Origin of the sequence: Burkholderia sp. F1, assembly GCF_050813845.1 — a bacterium.
Lineage (GTDB): Bacteria > Pseudomonadota > Gammaproteobacteria > Burkholderiales > Burkholderiaceae > Burkholderia > Burkholderia ubonensis.
In genome coordinates this window covers 2,102,669-2,124,239 of record NZ_CP172421.1, presented here as the reverse complement: position 1 = coordinate 2,124,239, position 21,571 = coordinate 2,102,669, and the positions used below count along the sequence as shown (strand labels likewise).

At 67.2% G+C, this 21,571-nt stretch carries 15 protein-coding genes; 8 read left to right on the top strand and 7 right to left on the bottom strand.

The annotated features are described in order from the left end of the window. Positions 1–16: 16 nt before the first annotated feature. Positions 17–550 carry a DUF6013 family protein gene (locus ACFIMZ_RS10050; RefSeq protein ID WP_431819378.1) on the top strand — a complete coding sequence of 178 codons (534 nt, stop codon included), beginning with the start codon at positions 17–19 and terminating at the stop codon, positions 548–550. 132 nt (positions 551–682) lie between these two features. Beyond that, complete coding sequence (locus tag ACFIMZ_RS10045; RefSeq protein WP_431819377.1) at positions 683–1,153, top strand: PliI family lysozyme inhibitor of I-type lysozyme; 471 nt, start codon at positions 683–685, stop codon at positions 1,151–1,153. A 48-nt stretch (positions 1,154–1,201) separates the two neighbouring features. Here ACFIMZ_RS10045 and ACFIMZ_RS10040 read toward each other — a convergent pair whose 3' ends face one another. Continuing rightward, positions 1,202–2,005 (bottom strand): ABC transporter permease, encoded by an 804-nt coding sequence (locus ACFIMZ_RS10040; protein ID WP_431819376.1) that lies wholly within the window; start codon positions 2,003–2,005, stop codon positions 1,202–1,204. Then, entirely contained in the window at positions 2,002–2,700 is a 699-nt protein-coding gene (locus ACFIMZ_RS10035; RefSeq protein ID WP_431819375.1) for an ABC transporter ATP-binding protein, read from the bottom strand. Before ACFIMZ_RS10035 ends, ACFIMZ_RS10040 begins: the two co-directional genes overlap by 4 nt. Before the next feature lie 161 nt (positions 2,701–2,861). Here ACFIMZ_RS10035 and ACFIMZ_RS10030 point away from each other — a divergent pair, with 161 nt between their 5' ends. Continuing rightward, entirely contained in the window at positions 2,862–5,102 is a 2,241-nt protein-coding gene (locus ACFIMZ_RS10030) for an AsmA family protein (protein WP_431819374.1), read from the top strand. A 167-nt stretch (positions 5,103–5,269) separates the two neighbouring features. Beyond that, on the top strand, positions 5,270–6,862 hold the full coding sequence (locus ACFIMZ_RS10025; protein ID WP_431819373.1) for an ABC-F family ATPase: 1,593 nt from the start codon (positions 5,270–5,272) through the stop codon (positions 6,860–6,862). Between the two features lie 250 nt (positions 6,863–7,112). Here the strand turns inward: ACFIMZ_RS10025 and ACFIMZ_RS10020 are convergent, their stop codons facing one another. After that, a complete protein-coding gene (locus tag ACFIMZ_RS10020) occupies positions 7,113–9,452 on the bottom strand; it encodes a sensor histidine kinase (RefSeq protein WP_431819372.1) in 2,340 nt (779 codons plus the stop codon). Next, positions 9,439–10,248: a response regulator transcription factor gene (locus tag ACFIMZ_RS10015; protein WP_431822472.1), complete on the bottom strand. Its 810-nt coding sequence runs from the start codon at positions 10,246–10,248 to the stop codon at positions 9,439–9,441. Before ACFIMZ_RS10015 ends, ACFIMZ_RS10020 begins: the two co-directional genes overlap by 14 nt. A gap of 450 nt (positions 10,249–10,698) precedes the next feature. Here ACFIMZ_RS10015 and ACFIMZ_RS10010 point away from each other — a divergent pair, with 450 nt between their 5' ends. The 3 genes from ACFIMZ_RS10010 to ACFIMZ_RS10000 all read left to right on the top strand — a co-directional run bounded on the left by ACFIMZ_RS10010 (position 10,699) and on the right by ACFIMZ_RS10000 (position 17,796). After that, positions 10,699–12,369, top strand: a complete 1,671-nt coding sequence (locus tag ACFIMZ_RS10010; RefSeq protein ID WP_431819371.1) for a YadA family autotransporter adhesin — start codon at positions 10,699–10,701, stop codon at positions 12,367–12,369. A 915-nt stretch (positions 12,370–13,284) separates the two neighbouring features. After that, the gene (locus tag ACFIMZ_RS10005; protein ID WP_431819370.1) at positions 13,285–17,040 is read left to right on the top strand and encodes a YadA-like family protein; all 3,756 of its coding nucleotides are present in this window, start codon (positions 13,285–13,287) and stop codon (positions 17,038–17,040) included. Positions 17,041–17,136: 96 nt separating this feature from the next. Next, positions 17,137–17,796: an OmpA family protein gene (locus ACFIMZ_RS10000; RefSeq protein ID WP_431819369.1), complete on the top strand. Its 660-nt coding sequence runs from the start codon at positions 17,137–17,139 to the stop codon at positions 17,794–17,796. A gap of 64 nt (positions 17,797–17,860) precedes the next feature. Here ACFIMZ_RS10000 and ACFIMZ_RS09995 read toward each other — a convergent pair whose 3' ends face one another. The 3 genes from ACFIMZ_RS09995 to ACFIMZ_RS09985 form a co-directional block, all read right to left on the bottom strand. Continuing rightward, positions 17,861–18,400 (bottom strand): hypothetical protein, encoded by a 540-nt coding sequence (locus ACFIMZ_RS09995; protein ID WP_431819368.1) that lies wholly within the window; start codon positions 18,398–18,400, stop codon positions 17,861–17,863. 87 nt (positions 18,401–18,487) lie between these two features. Next, a complete protein-coding gene (locus ACFIMZ_RS09990; RefSeq protein ID WP_431819367.1) occupies positions 18,488–18,853 on the bottom strand; it encodes a hypothetical protein in 366 nt (121 codons plus the stop codon). A gap of 256 nt (positions 18,854–19,109) precedes the next feature. Then, entirely contained in the window at positions 19,110–19,871 is a 762-nt protein-coding gene (locus tag ACFIMZ_RS09985) for a hypothetical protein (RefSeq protein ID WP_431819366.1), read from the bottom strand. A 148-nt stretch (positions 19,872–20,019) separates the two neighbouring features. Here ACFIMZ_RS09985 and ACFIMZ_RS09980 point away from each other — a divergent pair, with 148 nt between their 5' ends. Beyond that, complete coding sequence (locus ACFIMZ_RS09980; RefSeq protein ID WP_431819365.1) at positions 20,020–21,456, top strand: aldehyde dehydrogenase family protein; 1,437 nt, start codon at positions 20,020–20,022, stop codon at positions 21,454–21,456. Positions 21,457–21,571: the final 115 nt, after the last annotated feature.

The window sequence follows — 21,571 nt, the reverse complement described above, 5'->3', positions numbered from 1 at the left end:
AAACAAGGAGGTCAGCATGAGCCAACGCAGTGTGTCGGTCGCGATCGCGGCGGCGTGCGTCAGCGCCAGCGTGTTCGCGGCGCCGCCGGTCAAGGGCAGCCTGAAGGGCGGCGGTACCGGGCAGCTCGAGTACACCGTCAAGGTCGATTCGAAGACGTTCGGCAACACGCAGGAGACGCGCAAGATCCGCTCGGGCGAGACGGACGACTTCAACTGGAAATCGGTGCCACCCGACGGCGCGGTCGCGATGCCGGACGAATGCCCGAATTCCGCCAACATGCCGCGCGATGCGAATGGCGCGATGGTCCGGCAGACGCAGGTCCGGCTCGCGCCGTCGATCGACGCGAAGGGGATGGCGAACGTGCAGATGAGCTTCCAGGCAGCCGCGCCGAAAGGCACGCGCAGCGTGACGGTCGGCGGCAAGTCGCTGCTGTGCCCGAACGTCGTGTCGGTGAGCCAGGTGAAGTGGCTGACGATCTCGTCCAACGGCGGATCGAAAACCGTCACGATGAGCGACGGCACGAAGGTGGCGGTGTCGATCAAGCGCTGAACGGTGCGCGGGCGCAGCGCGGCGTGACACGAAACGGTCACGCGACGCTGCGCCGGTGACCGCCGGCGTGACGTCACGCGGACGTCACGTTATCCTCCCCGGCATTACCCACAGTCTCCGATTGGAATCCCGATGAAGGACCGAATGCGCGCGCTGCTCGCCGCCGCTGCGCTCGTCGCCGCGCCGGCGCATGCGGCCGACGACTGCAGCTTCGTGAAGAAGGTCGCGTTGCCGTCGCGGCAACAGACGGCCGTCGTGTCGAGCGGCGCGCTCGAGCCGTGCTCGACCGGCAGCTACGCGGTGCGCGTGTATTCGACCGCGCACGCCGCGCCCGGCTTCGACACCGACGACTACGTGACAGGCGTGCTGCATCCGCGCGACGGCACGATCGCCGACGCGTTCACGGCCGACCTCGGTGCGCGGGCGCCGCAGGCGCTCGTCGTGACGACGCGCTCGGCCGGCAGCGGCGGCTATGTCGGCGCGCAGGCCTACGTGACGACGCCGCGCGCGGTGCGGCTCGTCGCGTCGGTCGACGGGCTGGCGCCCGACGCCGACGTGCTCGACGCGCTGCGGCAGGCGCTCGGCAAGCGGCGCGCGCGTTAGCGGCACGCTTCCCGGGCGAGGCGGGCCGGCGCTGCGCGCCGATGCGTGTCAATGCGCGCGTTCTTCGAGCCGCGCGGCGAGGAAGCGATGATCGGCGGAGAACAGCCGCCGATAGGTCAGCAGCACCGCGCCGACCGTGCCGAGCGCGGAAGCCGCGGCGATCAGGAACATGATCACGATCTGATAGCGCACGGCCTGCAGCGGCGACTGGCCGGCCAGCACCTGGCCGGTCATCATGCCCGGCAGGCTGACGACGCCGACGACGGCCATCTGGTTGAGCGTCGGCAGCATGCCGGCGCGCACGGCCTGGCGTGCTGCGTCCTGCGCGGCTTCCCAGCGCGTCGCGCCGAGCGCGAGCGCCGTTTCCACGCGGTCGCGGCGCGCGGTGAGCTCCTCGGTCATCCGCTCGACGCCGAGCGACACGCCGGTCAGCGTGTTGCCGAGGATCATCCCGAGGATCGGGATCGCATACTGCGGCGCGTACCACGGATGAATGCGGATCACGACGAACAGGCCGATCGCGGCGACGATCCAGCTGCTGGCCCAGATCGACAGGATGCTGTCGACGCGCTGCCCGCGATAGGTGCGCTTGCCGCGGCCGGCGCCCGCGAAGCCGGCGATCAGCGTCATCAGCGCGGTGAGCGGCAGTACGACGTACCAGTGCGCGTGGCCGAACACCCAGCCGAGCACATAGCCGATCGCGAGCAGCTGCACGACGGTGCGCACCGCGGCGAGCGCGAGCTTGCGGCCGAGCCCGAGCGACAGCGCGGCCGAGATCGCGCCGTTGACCGCAACGAGCGCCGCCGCGATGCCGACGTCGACGAGGCTCAGATCCTGCAGGACCGAATTCATCGTTGGACCTCCGCGGCTTGCGCGGCGCTCAGCACGCCCGCCTGCATCGTCACCCGCAACGTGCCGATCCGCGCGGCCTGCGCGGGATCGTGCGAGATCCACATGTAGGCGCGTGCGTCGGGCGCCGCGTCGAACCACGCGCCGACGAGCGCCTCGATCGCGCGCGTCGAGTCCGGGTCGAGCGCGGAGGTCGGCTCGTCGAGCAGCAGCACGTCGGGATCGAGCTGCAGCACGCGCAGCAGCGCCGCGATCTGCGCCTCGCCACCCGACAGCTCGCTCGCGCGCTTGTCGAGGAAGTCGGCGCCGCGGCCCGCGCGCGCGGCGAGCTGTTCTGCACGCGCGCGATCGAACGCCACGTCGCGATAGACCGCGAGCGAATACGGATAGCGCAGTTGCGATTCGACCGTGCCGTCCGTCTGCGCGGGACGCTGGCGCAGATACGCGACGCTGCGCCGATAGCGCGGAATCGCACTGCGGCGGATCGGCTTGCCGCGCCACAGCACGCGGCCGCCGTCGAGCGGATCGAGCAGCGCGAGCGCACGCAGCAGCACGCTCTTTCCCGACCCCGATGGGCCGGTGACCGCAACGCGCATCCCTGCTGGCAGGCTGAAGTCGGTAGGGGCAAGCAGGGTCTTGCCGCTCTTGGCGTCCCGCCGGGTCACACCCCGCGCGTCGATGAGGCCGGTGGCTGTCATGTCACAAATGAAAAAAAGCGTTAATGCGCCGAAGCGGCGCGGAAGCGTGCGTCATAATACCCAGCGAAAAGCTCGCGCGGGTGTCGTGCGCCGTTTGTCCACGCAACACGCAAGCGGCCCGGCATGGCGCGACAGGCATCGAGAACAACAACGGAACCGCCATGACGCTTACCCGAGCCATCGGCAAATCGGCTGCATGGATCGTCGGCATCGTCGCGGTCGTGATCGCGGCGGCCGGCGTGTTTGTCTTCACGTTCGACTGGAACCACGTGAAACCGTGGGTCAACGAACAGGCGAGTGCGGCGCTCGGCCGCCCATTCGCGATCAACGGCGACCTCAAGGTCGACTGGCGCCGCCCCGACGGCGAAACCGGCTGGCGCGCGTGGGTGCCGTGGCCGAGCCTCTCCGCGACACGGATCGAAATCGGCAACCCCGACTGGGCGAAGGCGCCGAAGTTCGTCACGCTCGACGCCGCGCACTTCGATCTCGCGATCCTGCCGCTGCTTGCGCATGAAATCGTCATCCCGTCGATCGACGTCGTCAATCCCGCGGTGGATCTCGAACGGCTCGCCGACGGCCGCAATACGTGGACCTTCCAGTTCAAGCAGTCGAACCAGCCGTCGCCGTGGAAGGTGCGGCTCGACAGCTTCGGCTTCGCGAAGGGCATGGTCGCGTATCGCGACGCGATCACGAAGGCCGACCTGACGATCGCGATCGACACGCTCGGCCAGCCGATTCCGCTCGGTGACGTGATGAAGGAGCAGGAGGAAACGTCGCGTGCGGCGTCGGCGCAGCGCGTCGGCAAGCATGGCGCTGCGCAGTTGAGCGCGAAGGCGAGCGCCGAGGCGGCGCCGGGCGCGTCTGCTGCGCAGGCGGCGAGCGCGGCGGCCGTGTCCTCCGCGCCGGCTGCTTCGTCCGCGACGCAGGCATCGTCGGCCGCGTCGGCTTCCGGTGCGAGCGCCAGGGCGGCCGGCCCCGCGTACGCATTCGGCGTGAAGGTCAACGGCCGCTACAAGGACGTGCCGATCAGCGGCACCGGCAAGCTTGGCGGCGTGCTCGCGCTCGAGGACGCGTCGCGGCCGTTCCCGCTGCAGGCCGACGTGAAGGCGGGCGACACGCGCCTCGCGATCGTCGGCACGCTGACCGATCCGCGCCAGCTGGCCGCGCTCGACCTGCGCCTGTGGCTGCAGGGCACGACGATGTCGCACCTGTATGCGCTGACCGGCATCACGCTGCCGGACACGCCGCCGTATGCGACCGAAGGGCGCCTGATCGGCAATTTCAAGTCGCACGCGAGCACGTTCCGCTACGAGAACTTCAACGGCCGGGTCGGCGGCAGCGACTTGGGCGGCACGCTCGCCTATGCGCAACGCGAGCCGCGTCCGCAGCTGTCGGGCGAGCTGGTGTCGAACCTGTTGCGCTTCTCCGATCTCGCGCCGGTGATCGGCGCGGACACCGCCGCGAGCAAGGCGCAGCGCGGCGACACGACGCGCCAGCCGGCGGGCCGCGTGCTGCCGGTCGAGGCGTTCCGCACCGACCGCTGGCGCGCGCTCGATGCGGACGTCAAGTTCACCGGCCGCAAGCTGATCAAGAGCACGGACCTGCCGATCACCGACCTGTACACGCATGTCGTGATGCAGGACGGCGTGCTGTCGTTCGAGCCGCTGAAGTTCGGCGTCGCGGGGGGCTCGCTCGCGACGACCGCGCATCTCGACGGCAGCAGCGCGCCGCTCAAGGGCCGCTTCACGGTCGCCGCGCGGCACCTGAAGCTCAAGCAGCTGTTCCCGACGCAGAAGGTGATGCAGTCGGCGCTCGGCGAGATCAACGGCGATGCGTCGTTGTCCGCGACCGGCAACTCGCCGGCCGCGCTCGCCGCGACGTCGAACGGCGAGGTGAAGGCGATCGTGACCAACGGCGCGATCAGCCGGTTGCTGATGGAAGCGGCCGGATTGAATGTCGCGAACGTCGTCTACGAGAAGATGTTCGGCAATCGCGACGTGAAGATCAACTGTGCGGCGGTCGATTTCCAGGCGACCAACGGCGTGCTCGACACGAAGGTGTTCGCGCTCGACACCGACGACGCGCTGATCAATGTCGACGGTCCGATCAGCCTGCGCGACGAGTCGCTGGACCTGAAGGTCCACCCGCACACGAAGGGCTTCCGGATTTTCTCGCTGCGCTCGCCGCTGTACGTGAAGGGCACGTTCAGGAATCCGGACGTCGGCGTCGATGCGGGCGCGCTCGCGCTGCGCGCCGGCGCGATGGTCGGCCTCGGGCTGATCAACCCGCTGGCCGCGCTGATCCCGCTGATCGCGCCGAGCAACAACAAGGACGTGCCGTGCAGCGAACTGTTCGCGCAGTTGAAGACGCCGACGAAGGTATCGGCGAAGGTCGGCAAATGACGGGAGCGCACGGCGGTCGGGATGCCTTCGACGCCGGCTGCCGCCCCCCGCGGAAATTGCGATACGCCCCCGTTTATCCGGCAGCCGAACTCGGTGTGACCCAGCGATTCACCGACTCCTGCTAAAATACCCGGTTTTCCGTCGATTACCTCCTAACGGGATCTGCCGTGCTTTCTACTGCCAATATCACGATGCAATTCGGGCCGAAGCCCCTGTTCGAGAACATCTCGGTCAAATTCGGCGAGGGCAATCGCTATGGCCTGATCGGCGCGAACGGCTGCGGCAAGTCGACGTTCATGAAGATCCTCGGCGGCGACCTCGACGCGAGCGGCGGCAACGTCGCGCTCGAGCCGAACGTCCGCCTCGGCAAGCTGCGCCAGGACCAGTTCGCATACGAGGACGTGCGCGTGCTCGACGTCGTGATGATGGGCCACACCGAGATGTGGGCCGCGATGACCGAACGCGACGCGATCTACGCGAACCCGGACGCGACCGACGACGACTACATGCACGCGGCCGAGCTCGAGGCCAAGTTCGCCGAGTACGGCGGCTACGACGCCGAGGCGCGCGCGGGCGCGCTGCTGCTCGGCATCGGCATCGACGAGAAGTTCCACGCCGGGACGATGAGCGATGTCGCGCCGGGCTGGAAGCTGCGCGTGCTGCTCGCTCAGGCGCTGTTCTCGAAGCCGGACGTGCTGCTGCTCGACGAACCGACCAACAACCTCGACATCAACTCGATCCGTTGGCTCGAAGACACGCTCAACGAGTACAACTCGACGATGATCATCATCTCGCACGATCGTCACTTCCTGAACTCGGTGTGCACGCACATGGCCGACATGGACTACGGCACGCTGAAGGTCTGGCCGGGCAACTATGACGACTACATGCTCGCGTCCGCGCAGGCTCGCGAGCGCCAGGCTGCCGCGAACGCGCGCGCGAAGGAGCGCGTGGCCGAGCTGCAGGACTTCGTGCGCCGCTTCTCGGCGAACAAGTCGAAGGCCCGCCAGGCGACGAGCCGTGCGAAGCAGATCGACAAGATCAAGATCGAGGAATTCAAGCCGTCGTCGCGCCAGAACCCGTTCATCCGCTTCGAGTACGAGAAGAAGCTGCACAACGTCGCGGTCGTCGCGGACGAGATCACGAAGAAGTACGAGCGCACGATCTTCCAGAACTTCAACCTGTCGGTGCAGCCGGGCGAGCGGATCGCGATCATCGGCGAGAACGGCGCGGGCAAGACGACGCTGTTGCGTTCGCTGCTCGGCAACCTGACGCTCGAGCACGGCACGGTGAAGTGGGCCGAGAACGCGAACGTCGGCTACATGCCGCAGGACACGTACGAAGAGTTCCCGAACGACGTCACGCTGATGGACTGGATCGACCAGTACCGCAAGGACGGCGACGACGAGACGATGGTGCGCGGCACGCTCGGCCGCCTGCTGTTCTCGGCGGACGACATCAAGAAGTCGGTGAAGGTGCTGTCGGGCGGCGAGAAGGGCCGCATGATCTGGGGCAAGCTGATGCTCGGCCGCCACAACGTGCTGCTGATGGACGAGCCGACCAACCACATGGACATGGAATCGATCGAGTCGCTGCAGATCGCGCTCGAGAAGTTCGAAGGCACGCTGATCTTCGTGTCGCATGACCGTGAATTCGTCAGCGGCCTCGCGAACCGGATCATCGAAGTGACCACGCATGGCACGCTGACCGACTTCGGCGGCAACTACGAGGATTTCCTCGCGAGCCAGGGGCAGGCGTAAAGGTCTGCCCGATGTACCCGACCTGATGTACCCAGTTGTACCCAAGAGGCCCGCCCGGTTTGCAACCCGGCGGGCTTTTTGTTGTATCCAGAGGGCGGGGCCGCACTCTCCATTAATAACGGAGAAACGCGGTAGTCGCGACTTGCCTAATTTCTTCGCGCCATTTCAATCTTGCAAAACGGGCTCTGTGAACGGCCCCGCGCAAACTGCGAGTATACGCTCGCGCTCATTTACGGAATTCTTGGGTTTTTCAATGTACCGGCCGATCGTGAGGCGCCAGCGCGAGCGCTTCGATGCCCGAGAAATCCAGTGCGTCGAGACTGAGCCGGACCTCGGTCAGAAACGCCGTGGCCGCGGGGTGAACACGGCTCGTGCTGTCGATCCATCGCTCGATGTCGGTCAGGCGTCCGTCTTTCGCGAGAACCGCCAGTTCCCGGCGGTCGCTTTCGGGCGGAACCGCAATCGCCGGCGGGCGATCGCGTCGCAAGCGCATGTCGGCGGAACCGAAGGACGAATAGGGGATGACGTTCGATGACGCCGCAGCGGCAGCCTCCGCAGTTGCAACGACGATCTCGAACGAAAACGAGGTGCCGCGAGCAGGCGCGCTCGACACGCGCAGGTCGCCGCCCATCGTGGTGACGATGCGCTGCGCAATGAACAGCCCGAGGCCCGTGGTGCCGTTCATCGACTGCATCTGGCGAAAGGCCGAAAAAAGGCTCGACTGTTGCTCGATGCCGATCCCGATGCCGGTATCCGCGACTTCGAATCCGATCAACCAGCGGCCGTCCTGCCGGCGCGCTCGCACGGTCATCATGACGACGCCGTCACGGGTGAATTTGGACGCGTTGGACAGCAGGTTGAGCAGCACCTGCTGCAGCCGGCGGCCATCGATCGCCACCCGGCGCGGCAATGATGTCAGCGCCTGATAGTGGAACCGGTTGTTCAGTTGCGCACAGAGTGCGATCGCGTATTCGGCGATGTCGTTCAGCAGCGCGAGCAGGTCCGTTGGCGCCGGGGCGATGTCCAGCGGCTGCAGCTCGGCTTTCGCATACCCGATCAGCTCGTCGATCAGGCCGAGTTGATAGCTCACGCTGCGCTCGATCGCGCGGATCAGGTTCGCCTGCTTTGAATCGGCCGCGTCCAGCAGCAGTCCGGCGTAGCCGGCAATCGTCGCAAGCGGCGCACGAAGGTCATGACTGACATAGCCCAGTGTTTCGATCTTCTGCTGGTTTTTCTCTTCCGCGTCGAGCAATGCCGCGTTCAATGCCGCCGTGCGCTGCGCAACCTCGTGCCGCAGCCGTTCGTGCTCGCTGCGTTGCCAGTCGGCCAGTTCCGTCCGCGCGTCCTGCCGCTGTTTGCCGACATGGTTGATCCATGCGGCGAGCACGACGAGATGGTTGGCCAATCCAATGACGGCGATGACAGGGTTCGGACGGATGTCGGCATTCAGCCATGCAAGGCCGGCCGGCAGGAATCCGAGCGTCTCGACCAGGTGCAACGCAAAGTTGAACAACCCGAAGCCCACCGTGATCAGCATGATTCGCGCAGTAGGCGTTGCCTGACGCGAGAGCACGGCGGCAACGCCCACTTCGACAATGCCGAACACCCCGTTGACGGCCAGGCTGACCTGCGCGAAAACGGACAGGTTCCCGAACGCGGCGCCTGCCGCCGTGGCGCACTCCAGTACCGCGAAGCCGAACAGCACGCGGCGCGCGGGGAGCATGGTTCGCTCGCCGTGGGCGATACGCAGGATGAAGACGATGAACAGCAGCACGCTGACGCAGCCGAACACCGAAACGCTGCGGGCGCTCCATTCGATTGCGTGCGGCCATAGATAGACTTTCGTATAGCCGCGCACGGCGGCTTCATACAATGCCGTCATGAAACAGACGGCCGCGAGCACGAGGAACGAGACGCTTCGCGAGAAACAGGCGATCAGCAACGCGCACCATCCGAGCGCCAGGACGCCGCCGATCAGGCCGCCGCCCCAAAGCGCCGCACGCTTCTCGAGCGCGTCGTACTCCGCCGACGCATACAGCTTCGGCTCGAGCGAGAGCGCAGTGTCGCCTGTCGCGCGAATCAGGAGGACGGCCTGCTCGCCGGGACCGAGGGTGAATCGCGCCAATGGATTGCGGGATACCGATGGCCGCGCTGCCGGCGCCGCGGTGGAATCGATGCCGTCAGGCGTCCAACGGCCGTCCTTTTCGATATGGAAGTCCACGTGCACGAGGCGCGGTTCCATGAGTGCGAGGACGAGCGACGATTCCGTCGAGCTGCGGTTGGTCACTGTCACGCGCAGCCACCACGCCGAACGCGAGAAGCCGGGCTTCAATCCGTCCTGCCGGACGGAACGAAACCCGCCCGGGCGTTCGGTCGGCAGCGCGAGTATGTCGTCCAGCCGCATCCGGCCCGAAACGTCTTCGAATACCTGAATCCGGTCCGGCGACGGACGCGGCGGGATCGGTTGGGCGGACGCATCGGGCAGCACGGCAAAGGCGCACGACGCCCACCCGCACAGACACAGGAACAGGAACAGCAAGAACAACTGGCGCCCCATGACGGTCGTCGTCGCGGCGTTACCCGAGATCAAGATCGGGCTCCAGGATGCCGGCCGGCTCCTGCAAGCGACATTCGTCCCGGTAGGTCGACGGCGTGACGCCAAATCGCTCGCGAAACGCCGTGGCGAAATTCGCGGCGCTCGAAAAGCCTATTTCTTCGGCAATCCGGGCGATGCTCAACGGCGTGCTGCCCAGCAGGCCTTGAGCAATGCGCAGGCGTTCGTTGCGCAGATACTCGAATACGGTCTGGCCGAGGTTGTCCCGGAACGCGCGCGACAGCCGCTTTTCATGGGTGCCGACCAGGCGGGCGAGCTGTTCGACCGTGGGCGGGTCGCTCAGTCTTTGCGAAAGATGTCGAATGGCCGCGCGAACGATGGCGTTGTTGCCGGTGGGATCGGAGGCAGTCGGATCGGCTTCGGCATGCCGGCCGCCTTTCGCGCGGCCGAGGTGGACGCGAATCCGCGCGAGGACCTCGGCAGGCTCGAATGGCTTCAGCACGTAGTCGACGCCGCCGATCTCCAGCCCCTCGAGGCGCTCGTGGAGGTCGCCGGCCACCGTCAGGAAAATGATCGGAATCGCGCAGGTGCCGGGCGTTTCGGCAAGCAGCCGGCAGGCCGCAAAGCCATCCATGCGCGGCATCCGGACGTCCATCAGGATCAGGTCGGGCGAGATCGCCAGCGCCCGCTGATACGCCTGTGATCCATCGAACGCAACGCTGATCCGGCAGCCGGCATGGCGCAGGATGTTGATCAACAGGTGAAGCTGGTCCGGCTGGTCGTCGACGACAAGAATGTGCGCGTCGGCAAGTGCGGAGGGTCGGGGCAGCATGGTGGATTCGTGCAGGCGTTGCGGGTTGCGATCCGGCATCGAGCTTTCGATGGTGTTTCGGTCGCTGTGTCAATTCGCGTTCTATACGACCGGTCTGATTTTCCGACTTCTCACGATTGTTCTGCCTGGCCCGAATCGCTGCGCTGCAGCGGCGCATGCGGCACCCCGGTGACGACGCGCGACACGGTATCGCCGGCCGCCGCGCAGAATATCAGATCGCATTGATCTGCGGAATCTCAAAAATTTCCTCTCGAGCAAAAGGTTTGGGCACTCCGGAAAAGGCGTGCATGGACGGCGCTGACCACAATGCGCTTCGACGTTGCGCGGGCTGTATCGCCAAGAGCTGGTATCCGAGGGCCGAAAGCCGGCGAACGGCAGTCGTCGAGCGCGCGTCGTGTCGCATCTGGGCGTGTGGTCTGTCAGTCACTGAACAATCGAGAAGAGGAATAGATGAACGAAAACCGTGATCGGCTCGTCGGGAATCGACGGATGGGGGCCGAGGTTCCGGCGGGGAGAACGCATGCGAAGGGGCGGCACGGGCTGCTGCCGCGTCGTTCGAAGTCCTCGCTGGCCGTGCTGGCGGCGCTGATGCTGTTGCCGATGGCGCAGGCGCATGCCGACAACTTTGCCTTCGGCAGCGAGACGCCGACCACGACCGTCACGCTCGGCGGCGCTGCATCGGCGCCGCCGGCCAGTACGGGTGGATCGGCGGGCGTATCGACCGGTGCCGACGGCACGAGCCAGAACCAGGCGTACGGCCTGGTGTCGACGGCCAGTGGCGGCGCGGCGCTGTCGATCGGCGACACGGTATCGGCGACCGGCAGGAATGCCACGTCGGTCGGCAGCAATTCCGTTGCGACCGGTGCGAACGCCGTGTCGTTGGGCGGCGCTTCGGTTGCGAATGGCGGCAATGCGACTGCGCTTGGCGCGCAGGCGCGGGCGTCGGGGCAGAACACGATCGCGATCGGCGGGCAGGCGACGGCCAGCGGGGAGGGCGTGATCGCGATCGGCACCGGTGCGCAGGCCACGGTCTCCGGCTCCGTGGCATTGGGCCAGAATGCGACGGCCAATGGCCAGAACGGCGTGGCGGTGGGCTGGACGTCGAATGCAAGCGGCTTCAACTCGGTTGCGCTCGGCGAGGGCACCACGGCCACCAACGCGGGCGATGTGGCGCTCGGCGCCGGCTCGGTGACCGCGGCAGCGAATCCCGTGTCGCGCGCGACGGTCGGCAATACGACGCTCGCCGGATTCGCCGGCGCGAATCCGGCGAGCGTGGTCAGCGTCGGGGCGGCGGGGAGCGAGCGGCAGATCACGAACGTGGCTGCCGGCCAGGTATCCGGCAGCAGCACGGACGCCATCAACGGCAGTCAGCTGTATGCGGTCGCCAGGCAGGTGGACACATTGTCGACCGGCCTGTCGTCGATGAGCCAGAAGGTCGGGTCGCTGTCGACCGGCCTGTCGGCGGTGAATCAGCAGGTGGCATCGCTGACAGGCTCGATCCAGGCGACGGCCGGCACGGCGAGCGGAGCCAACAGCGTCGCGGTGGGCGCCGGGTCGACGGCATCCGGTACGAACAGCGTCGCGACCGGCAGTGGCGCGACCGCGTCGGGCAACAACAGTACGGCATTGGGCGCGCATGCGATGGCAAGCGGAACGAATTCCGTCGCGCTGGGCGCGAATTCGACGGACCAGGGCCGCAGCAACGTGGTGTCGATCGGCAGCGCGACTCAGCCGCGGCAACTGATCAACGTCGCCGCAGGGACCGCACCGACCGATGGCGTGAACGTCCAGCAGTTGAACGATACGGTGAGCCAGGGCGTGAGCCAGGCAAACAGCTACACCGACGGCCAGATCCAGAGCGTCAACAACCGGATCGACTCGATTCGCCGCGATTCCGACGGCGGCGTGGCGTCGGCGATGGCGGTGGCCGGCCTGCCGCAGCCGACGCAGCCCGGGATGAGCATGGTGGCCGTCGCGGGCAGCGTGTACCGCGGCCAGTCGGGACAGGCGCTCGGGGTATCGCACGTCACGGGGACCAACCGCTGGGTCTACAAGGCTGCCGTGTCGACCAACACGCGAGGAACGTACGGCGCCGTGGTCAGCGGCGGATACCAGTGGTGACGGCCCGAGGATGAGGGCGAGGTCGTTCCGGTTCATTCATTTTCTGACAGTGATTTGACTGCTTTTATTCAATAAGCAATCGTGCATGCGGCATAAAAATTAAATGAAGACGGATCCATTGTTAGCAATAGCGAAGCAATGGATTCGTCGTTTGTTGTCGCCACGTCGTTGAACGTTACGGTGGAGTGAAAGCTCGTACGGGAAACGGGCGAGACTCTTAGGGAGTGGATGCGGTGCGCCGCCGGACTTGCGGCGCTGCGGATTTTGGGATGTTAAATGGATAAAAATGGGACAGCGAGTCGTGGGGCTTGATGGACAAATATGACGCGGCTCCCCAGAATTTCTCTGGTCGACGAGTGATTTATGAGCTTGTTCTAAATCCTATAAGAAATACCGAAACGTCTCGCGCAAACACTCTACGGGAAAAGGCACAGGAATCATGAGCAATCCGAGCGCCACAGAAACGGATCGAGGGCCGATCGAGCCGGAGACTCATCGGAATGACCATTCAATCAGGCAGCTTGCCGTCGCAGGCGTCGCCCGACGCCACGATCCTCCCTGAGCAATTGCCCGGTGGCGACCGAAGCAGGTGGGCCGCCACGGGTGCCGTGTCAAATTCGCCGGTTTCTGAATATCTGTTTCGGACGTCCTGACGCCCGGGGCGGCTTCGTACGCGCTCGTTCATCGCGGCGAGTGATGTAGGAGAGGCCGTTTCCGGCCGTCACGCGACGCTCTGGCCGGCCTTTTTTGCAAACGTTTGCCGGATGCGTGGTGGAGCGCAGGCGGCCGCGTTGTGCCGGCCGTTTGCTTCGTGACGCGGTGAAGTCGCACGCACGATCCGGAAGCACGTTGAAGCGGTCGCAACAAAGTTAGTTATCCATATTTCATTTGCGGTTATTCGTCACGAGGGGAATGATGAACAGGATCTATCGAACCGTATGGAACAAGGCATTGGGTGCCTTTGTGGCTGCGTCGGAAACCAGCAGGGTGCGCGGCAAGGGTAAAGCCGGGGGAGACGCGGGGCTTCGGGACCAGCGCGTGAAAGACGCCGCTGCGGCGATGATGCTTGTCGGGCTGGGCCTTGCCGTTCCGGATGCGCATGCGCAATACAACGCCGGCAGCGGATCCGTCGCGGTTGGCATCGGAGATACCGCAGTCGGGATTTCGTCGACTGCCTCCGGAACCTATTCGGCGGCGATAGGCAACCAGGCCACTGCGAGCAATGTGGGGGCCATTGCGATGGGCAGCGGAGCGACCGCGACCGGCCAATCCACGACGGCGCTGGGAAATAGCGCACTCGCGACAGGCGGGCTTGCGACTGCACTGGGCGCCGTGGCGATTGCGTCCGGCGATCACGCCACCGCGTTGGGCACGCAATCGACAGCCGCGGCCGGCTATTCGATCGCGATCGGCTATCGTGCGATCACGAACGCGGGCGCGGACGCCGGCATCGCATTGGGCTCCGGCGCGCGCGTCGACGGGCCGTCGGGGGTGGCAATCGGCGTGAACAGCGGGGCGTCCGGCAGCGGCGCGGTGGCGATCGGCACGGGCGGCGTTTCCGGCACGCCAGGTTCCGGAACGCTGGCTTCGGGCGCTCAGGCGCTGGCGCTCGGATATAACAGCACGGCGAACATGCAGAATGCGGCGGCGCTCGGCAACGCGGCGCTCGCCACGGGCGAGAGTGCAATCGCGTTCGGCACGCAGGCAACTTCGTCGCGGCTCTTCGGCATCGCGCTCGGCAATCTGGCGAAGTCGAGCGGTATTTCCGCGACGGCGCTGGGTGCGGGCGCCACGGCTTCCGCCGACAATTCGACAGCCGTAGGCATCAACGCAAAGGCCGGGGGATACGGGAGTGCGGCATTGGGCTTGAGCTCGGCCGCGCTCGCCGCATCGACCGTCGCATTCGGCGACAGCAGCACGGTGGCCGCGGCGGCGGGCACGGGCGCCATCGCCGGCGGCCACAACTCGCAGGTGCTGGGCGGAACCGGCGCGGTGGCGCTCGGCGAAGGGCAGACCGCGAACGGCAATGGCGCAGTGGCGATCGGCGATCCGGGCGGCGCGAGCGGAACGGGGGCCGTCGCGCTGGGATCGAGCAACTCGGCGAACGGCACGGGGGCGGTGGCCATCGGCAATTCGAACCTCGCGCAAGGGCTGGGTTCGGTGGCGCTGGGAAGCGCGTCGACCGCCGCGGCCGACGGCGCGATCGCGTTCGGTTCGAGCGCGGTCGCGCACAATGCGAATGACGTGGCGCTGGGTTCCGGCTCGGTTACCGCGGCGCCCAACCCGACTGCAAACGTGACGCTCGGCGGCACGACATACCCGTTCGCGGGGATCAATCCTGCCAGCGTCGTGAGCGTCGGTACGACGAACGGCGAGCGTCAGGTCACCAACGTCGCGGCCGGTCGAATCAGCGGCGGCAGCACGGATGCGATCAATGGCTCGCAGCTGGCTGCAACGAACCAGGCGCTGACCGCGCTGTCCACGTCGACGTCGACGAGCATCACGTCGCTTTCGACGGGATTGAGCACGAATACGAGCTCCATTGGATCGCTGTCGACCGGGTTGAGCTCGACCAACAGCTCGCTTGCGTCGTTGTCGACATCGACTTCGAGCGGCATCGGCTCCCTGTCGACCAGTCTCAGCTCGACCAACAGCACGGTGGCGTCGCTGTCGACTTCCACGTCGTCCAGCCTGTCGTCGGCGAACAGTTCGATCGCGTCCCTGTCCACGGCGACGTCGACCGGCATCGGCTCGCTGTCGACCAGTCTCAGCTCGACCATCAGCACGGTTACATCGTTGTCGACCTCCACGTCGACCGGCCTGAGCACCGTCACGGCGACCACGAATAACCTCGGCAACAGCGCGGCCGCCGCGCTGGGTGGCGGATCCACGTACGATCCGGCGACCGGCGCGGTGTCCGCGCCGTCGTACACCACGTACAACGCGAACGGCACGACGAGCACGGTCAACAATGTCGGCGGCGTGATCAACCGCATCAACTCGCAGGGCATCAAGTACTTCCATGCGAACTCCACCGCGGCCGACAGCCAGGCGACGGGCACTGACAGCGTCGCGATCGGCCCGCTGGCGATTTCGGCCGGCGCGAGCAGCCTCGCGGCCGGCAGCGGCGCGCAGGCGCAGTCGGCGAACGCAGTTGCGCTGGGCGCGCAGTCGAATGCGTCGATCGCCGGCGGCGTCGCGATCGGCGCGGGTTCGGTATCGGATCGTGCGGTGTTGTCCGGCGTCGGCTCGGTGACGATCGGCAGCCGGGCGATTCCGTTCAACACGTCGGACCAGACCTTGCTCGGCGCGGTGTCGTTCGGTAGCACGAGCGGCAACACCTATCGGCAGCTGACCAACGTCGCGGACGGCACGCAGGCGCAGGACGCGGTCACGGTGCGGCAACTGGCCGGCGCGCTGTCGTCGTTCGCGGTGAGCGGACAGAAGTACTTCCACGCGAACTCCGCGCGGACCGACTCGCTGGCAGTGGGCGCGGAATCGGTCGCGGTCGGTCCGACGACCGTCGTGAACGGCGATAACGGCGTGGGCATCGGGAACGGCGCGATCGTCGATTCGACGGCGCCCGGCGGCGTGGCGATCGGGCAGAGCGCGAGCTCCGCCCAGGCGGATGCGATCGCGCTCGGCAGCGGCGCGGCGGCCGGCGGCGCGCAGTCGATCGCGCAGGGCGCGAATGCGCGCGCGCTGAATGCCGGCAGCGTGGCGCTCGGGTCGGGCGCGCAGGGCAGCGCGATCAATGCGTTGGCGCTGGGGGCCGGCGCAAGCGCGACGTTCGCGAACAGCGTCGCGCTCGGCGCCGGATCACTGACGACGGTGGGCGCATTGAACAACTACATCGCATACGGGCTGAGCAGCCCGCAGTCGTCGGCGGGCGAGGTCAACGTCGGCAATCGGCAGATCACGGGCCTGGCTGCCGGACGGGCGGGGACCGACGCGGTCAACGTGTCGCAACTGGATGCCGTCACTACCAGACTGACCACGTTGATCAACCAGCAGAGGAGCGGCGACGGCGGATCGTTCACGTCCGCGCCTTCCACCGGCAGCACGCCGCCATCGCCCACCGGTTCGAATTCGTCTGCCGGCGGCCCGGGCGCGGTGGCGTCGGGCTCCAGCAGCACGGCCGTGGGCAACGGCTCGCAGGCGAGCGGCAGCGGTTCGACCGCGATGGGCGTCGGCGCGACGTCGTCGGGCATGCATTCGGTGGCGATCGGCACGGGCAGCGATGACGGCGGCCGCTCCGGCGTCGTCGCGGTCGGCTCCGACAAGGCGGCGCGCCAGGTCGTCAACGTGGCCGCGGGGACGCAAGGAACCGACGCGGTCAACGTCAACCAGTTGAACGCGGTATCCACGGCGCTGTCGACGTCGGTCAATACGCTCGGCAACCAGGTCAACCAGATGCAGCAGCAGATCCAGCAGACCGACGCGATGGCGCGGGAGGGGATCGCCGCGACCGCCGCGATGGCGTCGATCCCGCACATGGATCGCGACTCGAATTTCGCGATGGGCGTCGGCACCGCGACGTTCGCAGGCCAGAAGGCGATGGCCGTCGGCGTGCAGGCCCGCATTACCGAGAACCTGAAGGCGACGCTGAATGGCGGTTTCAGCGGCAGCCAGCGAGTCGTCGGGGCGGGCATGCTGTATCAGTGGAAGTGACGGCGGCATGCGCCGGCTCGAAGACGATACGCGCGAACCCGCCTGCATGGCCGTGCGGCGTTCGCTTTTGCAACAAGCATTTTCCGGAGTACTACAGTGAAGAATATTCGCGTCGCACTCATTCTTTCCGTGTTGCCCCTCGCGGCTTGCTCCAGCGCGTCCGGGCCGACGTTCAGCGCATCCGAGCTGCAGCCGAGGGGCGGCATCCGCACTTACCGGGTCGATTGTCACGGCATCGTTTCAAGCCAGGCGACCTGCATGAAGGTGGCGAAGCGCATGTGCGGCGACGAGCCCGTGCGCGTGGTCGATTCGGCCAGGCCGTACCGCGATGGCGCCGAGCCCCGAACGCTGGTGTTCCAATGCGACGCAGCCGGCGGAGCGCCGGCACCCGCTGCGGAGGCGCCCGCTGCGGCCGAGAAAGTGGCTCTGACGGGCGACGCATTCTTCGCGTCGGGCGAAGCGACGCTGACTCCGGCCGCGCGCGCGACGCTCGACACGCTGCTGAGCCGGCAGACCGGCACTCGCTTCTCCAGGGTGGCCGTCACGGGCCATACGGACTCGGTCGGCGCCGCCGCTGCCAATCTCCAGCTCTCGCAACGACGCGCGGATTCCGTTGCCGCCTATCTCCGCGATCACGGGTTGCGGGCCGATGCGTTTGCCGCGACCGGGCGCGGCGACGCCGATCCGGTCGCCACCAATGCGACGGCCGAAGGACGTGCGAGCAACCGGCGGGTCGAGATCGTGCTGCAGCGTTGAGCACCTGACCATGCTTGATTGCCCGACTGACCGTCGCGCCGACCGGCGAACCGGCAGGCCGCGATCACTCGGCCGGCTCGATGGCCAGCGGGCACGTGCCGGCCAGGCGCAGCCGCGTGCCGGTCCATTCGTAAAAGAACCTGGCCGCCTTCGCGTTGCCGTGGTCGCAGTCGTCGCTGAAGCAGCCGGAAACGATCAGCAACGTGCTGCCGGCCCGGAAATCGAGCCGCTCGTCGCCATTGCCCATGACCCCCGAGATCTCCTGCACGCCGGGCATCGTGTAGGTCGTTCCCGTGTACTTGTCGACGATCGCGAAATTCCGGCAGTCCGTCCCGCAACCCCAGACGACGACGCGGTAGTGACCGGCAAAATTGGCGGGTTCCGTGAATTCGTCCCGAATGACGGTGCGGTAGAGACGGGCTTCCTTGCTGCGCAGCCGGGGGGCGTCGGGCAGCACGTGCGGCGCGCGCACGGCGCGGGCCGGGTACCGGTCGAACGATGGCGACGGGCATGCGGGGGCGGGCGCCGCCGCGAGCGGGGCCGCCGGGGCGGCAAGCACGGCGAAGGCGCCGGCGGTCAGCAGAAGTCGGTATGCGCGCGTCACGCGATCATCCTTGCAAGTTCGAAGTTGGGTTGGGCCGCCGCCGCGGCGCCCGAGCATCGATCCGTGCGCCGCATGTCCGCCTGGTCGTCAGTCCGCCAGCCGCTGGTCCGCGAGCGCCTTGCAGCAGTCGTCGTACACCCATTGCACGAGCCGCGCCTGATAGTTCAGGTCGTCGGTGTCGACGATCTCCTCGACCGCGTCGCGCGCCCAGGCCGCGTCGACGAAGCCGGCATGGCGTTTCGCGATGTCCTGCGCGAGCGCGGACAGCTTCGCGATCGCCAGCCAGTCGGCCACGCGGTGGTGGCGGTCGAGCCAGCGGTGTGCGGCCTGTACCTGGAACGCGGAATCCGGCCATGCCTCATTGAGGTAGTACGCGCCGAGATTGCCGCAGGTGAGCCAGCAGAGGAGCTCCAGGCGGTCGTGCGAGCCGAGGGTGGAACGGGCGTCGGTCATGGCAGCGCTCACGAAAAGCGTCGATTCCGGGTGGCGGCCGGGCGCAAGGCACCGGTGCCGATACTAAAAACATAGCACGATGCGGACCATGCCGCGCACCCGGGCGGATGCGGATGCGGAGGCGGCAGTGACGAAGGCGGTGCGACGCCGGGCGCCACGGCCGGGCGAGTCGGACGCCCGGGAACGGGGCGGGGGGCGCAGCGGCCGCCGAGGCGCGGGTCCTGCATCGGACCCGCGGCGGCCCGCACCTACGGACTTATCGCGTCGTGCGCGTCTCGACCGCAATCGAGCGGATGCTGCGCTCGACCCGGATCAGGATGATCAGCACGGCGAGCGAGACGAACGAGTACAGCGCGATCAGCGCGGCGGCGCCGGCAAAGCGCGCGGTCTGGGCGTTCTCGACTGCGGCCTCGTCGGCTGCCTTCTTCGCGTTTTCGATCGCGGTTCGTTTCGCACCGTAGCGTTCGCCGAAGTCCTGCATGATCGACGACACGACCTCGTTGTACGCTTCCTCGCGCGCGGCTTCGTCGTTGTGCGCGGCGACCTTCTGCTTGACGCCGGCCGCGACGTCCGGGCGCGACAGCACCTTGTCGAGATACCCGGCCTGCTGCTCGAAGTAGGTGACGGGCAGCGGGTCGTCGCGTTCGAGGACCTGCTCGAACGACGATTCGTACACGTCGGGTTCGACCGTATAGTTGGGCGATACGGCTGCGCGGCCGTGCTTTTGCACGACGTTGCTCAGTTGCGCCGACAGGCGCGCGGCAGGCGAGCCGTTCCCGGTCTTTGCGGCCGGGGCGTCGCTCGGCGCCTTCGACTGCGGCTGCGCGCCGGATTCCCATGCAAACGACGCCGGGTCGATCTGGACGTTGGAATCGATCTTCGGCGCCTTCGACAGCTGCGCGTCGATGCCGATCACGCCGAACACGACGCCGCCGGCCAGCACTGCGGTCGCGAACAGCAGCACGATCACGCGCAGCACCTGAAGATAGCCACCCTCGATTTTGGTCAGGATGCTCAAGGCACTCTCCTTTCTTATGATGAATGAGGCGCCAGAGGCTAAGTACCTTTCCAATAGCTGTCAATCGAAAGCAAGGCCGCGATGCCGGCGCGCCGGCCGGCGAGCGCGACAATCGCTAGAATGTCCGCTTCCAAGGAGACGGAACGCGATGAAAACCTACGACCAGTTCTATATCGACGGCGCCTGGCGCCAACCGGCGGGCGCCGGCACGATCGACGTGATCGATTCGGGCACCGAGGCCGTGATCGGCCGGATTCCGGAAGGGCAGCCGGCCGACGCGCAGGCGGCGATCCGCGCCGCGCGCGCCGCGTTCGACGGCTGGGCCGCGACCCCGCCCGCGACCCGCGCCGCGTACCTGCGCAAGATCGCCGAGCATCTGCAGGCGCGCAGCGAGGAGCTGGCGCAGTCGATCACGGGCGAAGTCGGGATGCCGATCAAGCTGTCGCGCGCGATCCAGGTCGGCGGGCCGATCTACAACTGGAACGCGTATGCGAAGCTCGCGGAGTCGTTCGAGTTCGACGCGCAAGTGGGCAATTCGCTCGTCGTGCGCGAGCCGGTCGGCGTCGTCGCGGCGATCACGCCGTGGAACTACCCGCTCAACCAGATCACGCTGAAGGTCGCGCCGGCGCTCGCGGCCGGCTGCACGGTGGTCCTCAAGCCGTCCGAAGTCGCGCCGCTCAACGCGTTCATGCTCGCCGAGGCGATCGATGCCGCCGGGCTGCCGGCCGGCGTATTCAACCTCGTGTGCGGCTACGGGCCCGTCGTCGGCGAAGTGCTCGCGACCGACCCCGACGTCGACATGGTGTCGTTCACCGGCTCGACGCGCGCGGGCAAGCGCGTGGCCGAGCTGGCCGCCGCGAGCGTCAAGCGCGTCGCGCTCGAGCTGGGCGGCAAGTCGGCGTCGGTGATCCTCGACGACGCCGACTTCGCGGCGGCGGTGAAGGGCACGGTCAACGCGTGCTACCTGAACGCAGGGCAGACCTGTTCGGCGCACACGCGGATGCTCGTGCCGCAAGCGCGTTACGACGAGGCACGCGCGCTGGCGAAGGCCGCGGCCGAAGCGTATGTCGCCGGCGACCCGCGGCAGGAGGCGACGCGCCTCGGCGCGCTCGCGTCGGCCGCGCAGCAGCAGCGCGTGCAGTCGTACATCCAGCGCGGCATCGACGAAGGCGCCGAGCTCGTGACGGGCGGCGTCGGCCTGCCGGACGGCATCGAGAAGGGCTTCTTCGTGAAGCCGACCGTGTTCGGCCGCGTCGATCCGAAATCGACGATCGCGCAGGAGGAGATCTTCGGGCCCGTGCTGTCGATCATCACCTATCGCGACGAGGAAGAAGCGGTCCGCATCGCGAACGACTCGCCGTACGGCCTCGGCGGCGCGGTGTGGGCGGGCAGCGACGAGCGCGCGCTGCGCGTCGCGCGGCGCCTGCGCACCGGGCAGGTCGACATCAATGGCGGCACGTGGAACATGGCCGCGCCGTTCGGCGGCTTCAAGCAGTCGGGCCACGGGCGCGAGAACGGCGTCTACGGACTCGAGGAATACCTCGAATACAAGTCGATGCAGTTGAAGGCGGCGAAGCCCGCCTGAACGGCCCGACGCGCGATTTCTGAAACGGCACGCACCACGCGTGCCGTTTTTTCTTGACGCGGCTCAAGGTGCGCGTTGGCGATTCGTCGATCATCGCAGTTCCGATGGATCGACG

What these genes read in the sequence shown, in the direction of transcription:
- ACFIMZ_RS10035 (WP_431819375.1), bottom strand. Translation starts at nt 2,700, where the DNA reads ATGACAGCCACCGGCCTCATCGACGCGCGGGGTGTGACCCGGCGGGAC.
- ACFIMZ_RS10045 (WP_431819377.1), top strand. Translation starts at nt 683, where the DNA reads ATGAAGGACCGAATGCGCGCGCTGCTCGCCGCCGCTGCGCTCGTCGCC.
- ACFIMZ_RS10040 (WP_431819376.1), bottom strand. Translation starts at nt 2,005, where the DNA reads ATGAATTCGGTCCTGCAGGATCTGAGCCTCGTCGACGTCGGCATCGCG.
- ACFIMZ_RS10010 (WP_431819371.1), top strand. Translation starts at nt 10,699, where the DNA reads ATGAACGAAAACCGTGATCGGCTCGTCGGGAATCGACGGATGGGGGCC.
- ACFIMZ_RS10030 (WP_431819374.1), top strand. Translation starts at nt 2,862, where the DNA reads ATGACGCTTACCCGAGCCATCGGCAAATCGGCTGCATGGATCGTCGGC.
- ACFIMZ_RS10005 (WP_431819370.1), top strand. Translation starts at nt 13,285, where the DNA reads ATGAACAGGATCTATCGAACCGTATGGAACAAGGCATTGGGTGCCTTT.
- ACFIMZ_RS10015 (WP_431822472.1), bottom strand. Translation starts at nt 10,248, where the DNA reads ATGCTGCCCCGACCCTCCGCACTTGCCGACGCGCACATTCTTGTCGTC.
- ACFIMZ_RS10050 (WP_431819378.1), top strand. Translation starts at nt 17, where the DNA reads ATGAGCCAACGCAGTGTGTCGGTCGCGATCGCGGCGGCGTGCGTCAGC.
- ACFIMZ_RS09990 (WP_431819367.1), bottom strand. Translation starts at nt 18,853, where the DNA reads ATGACCGACGCCCGTTCCACCCTCGGCTCGCACGACCGCCTGGAGCTC.
- ACFIMZ_RS09980 (WP_431819365.1), top strand. Translation starts at nt 20,020, where the DNA reads ATGAAAACCTACGACCAGTTCTATATCGACGGCGCCTGGCGCCAACCG.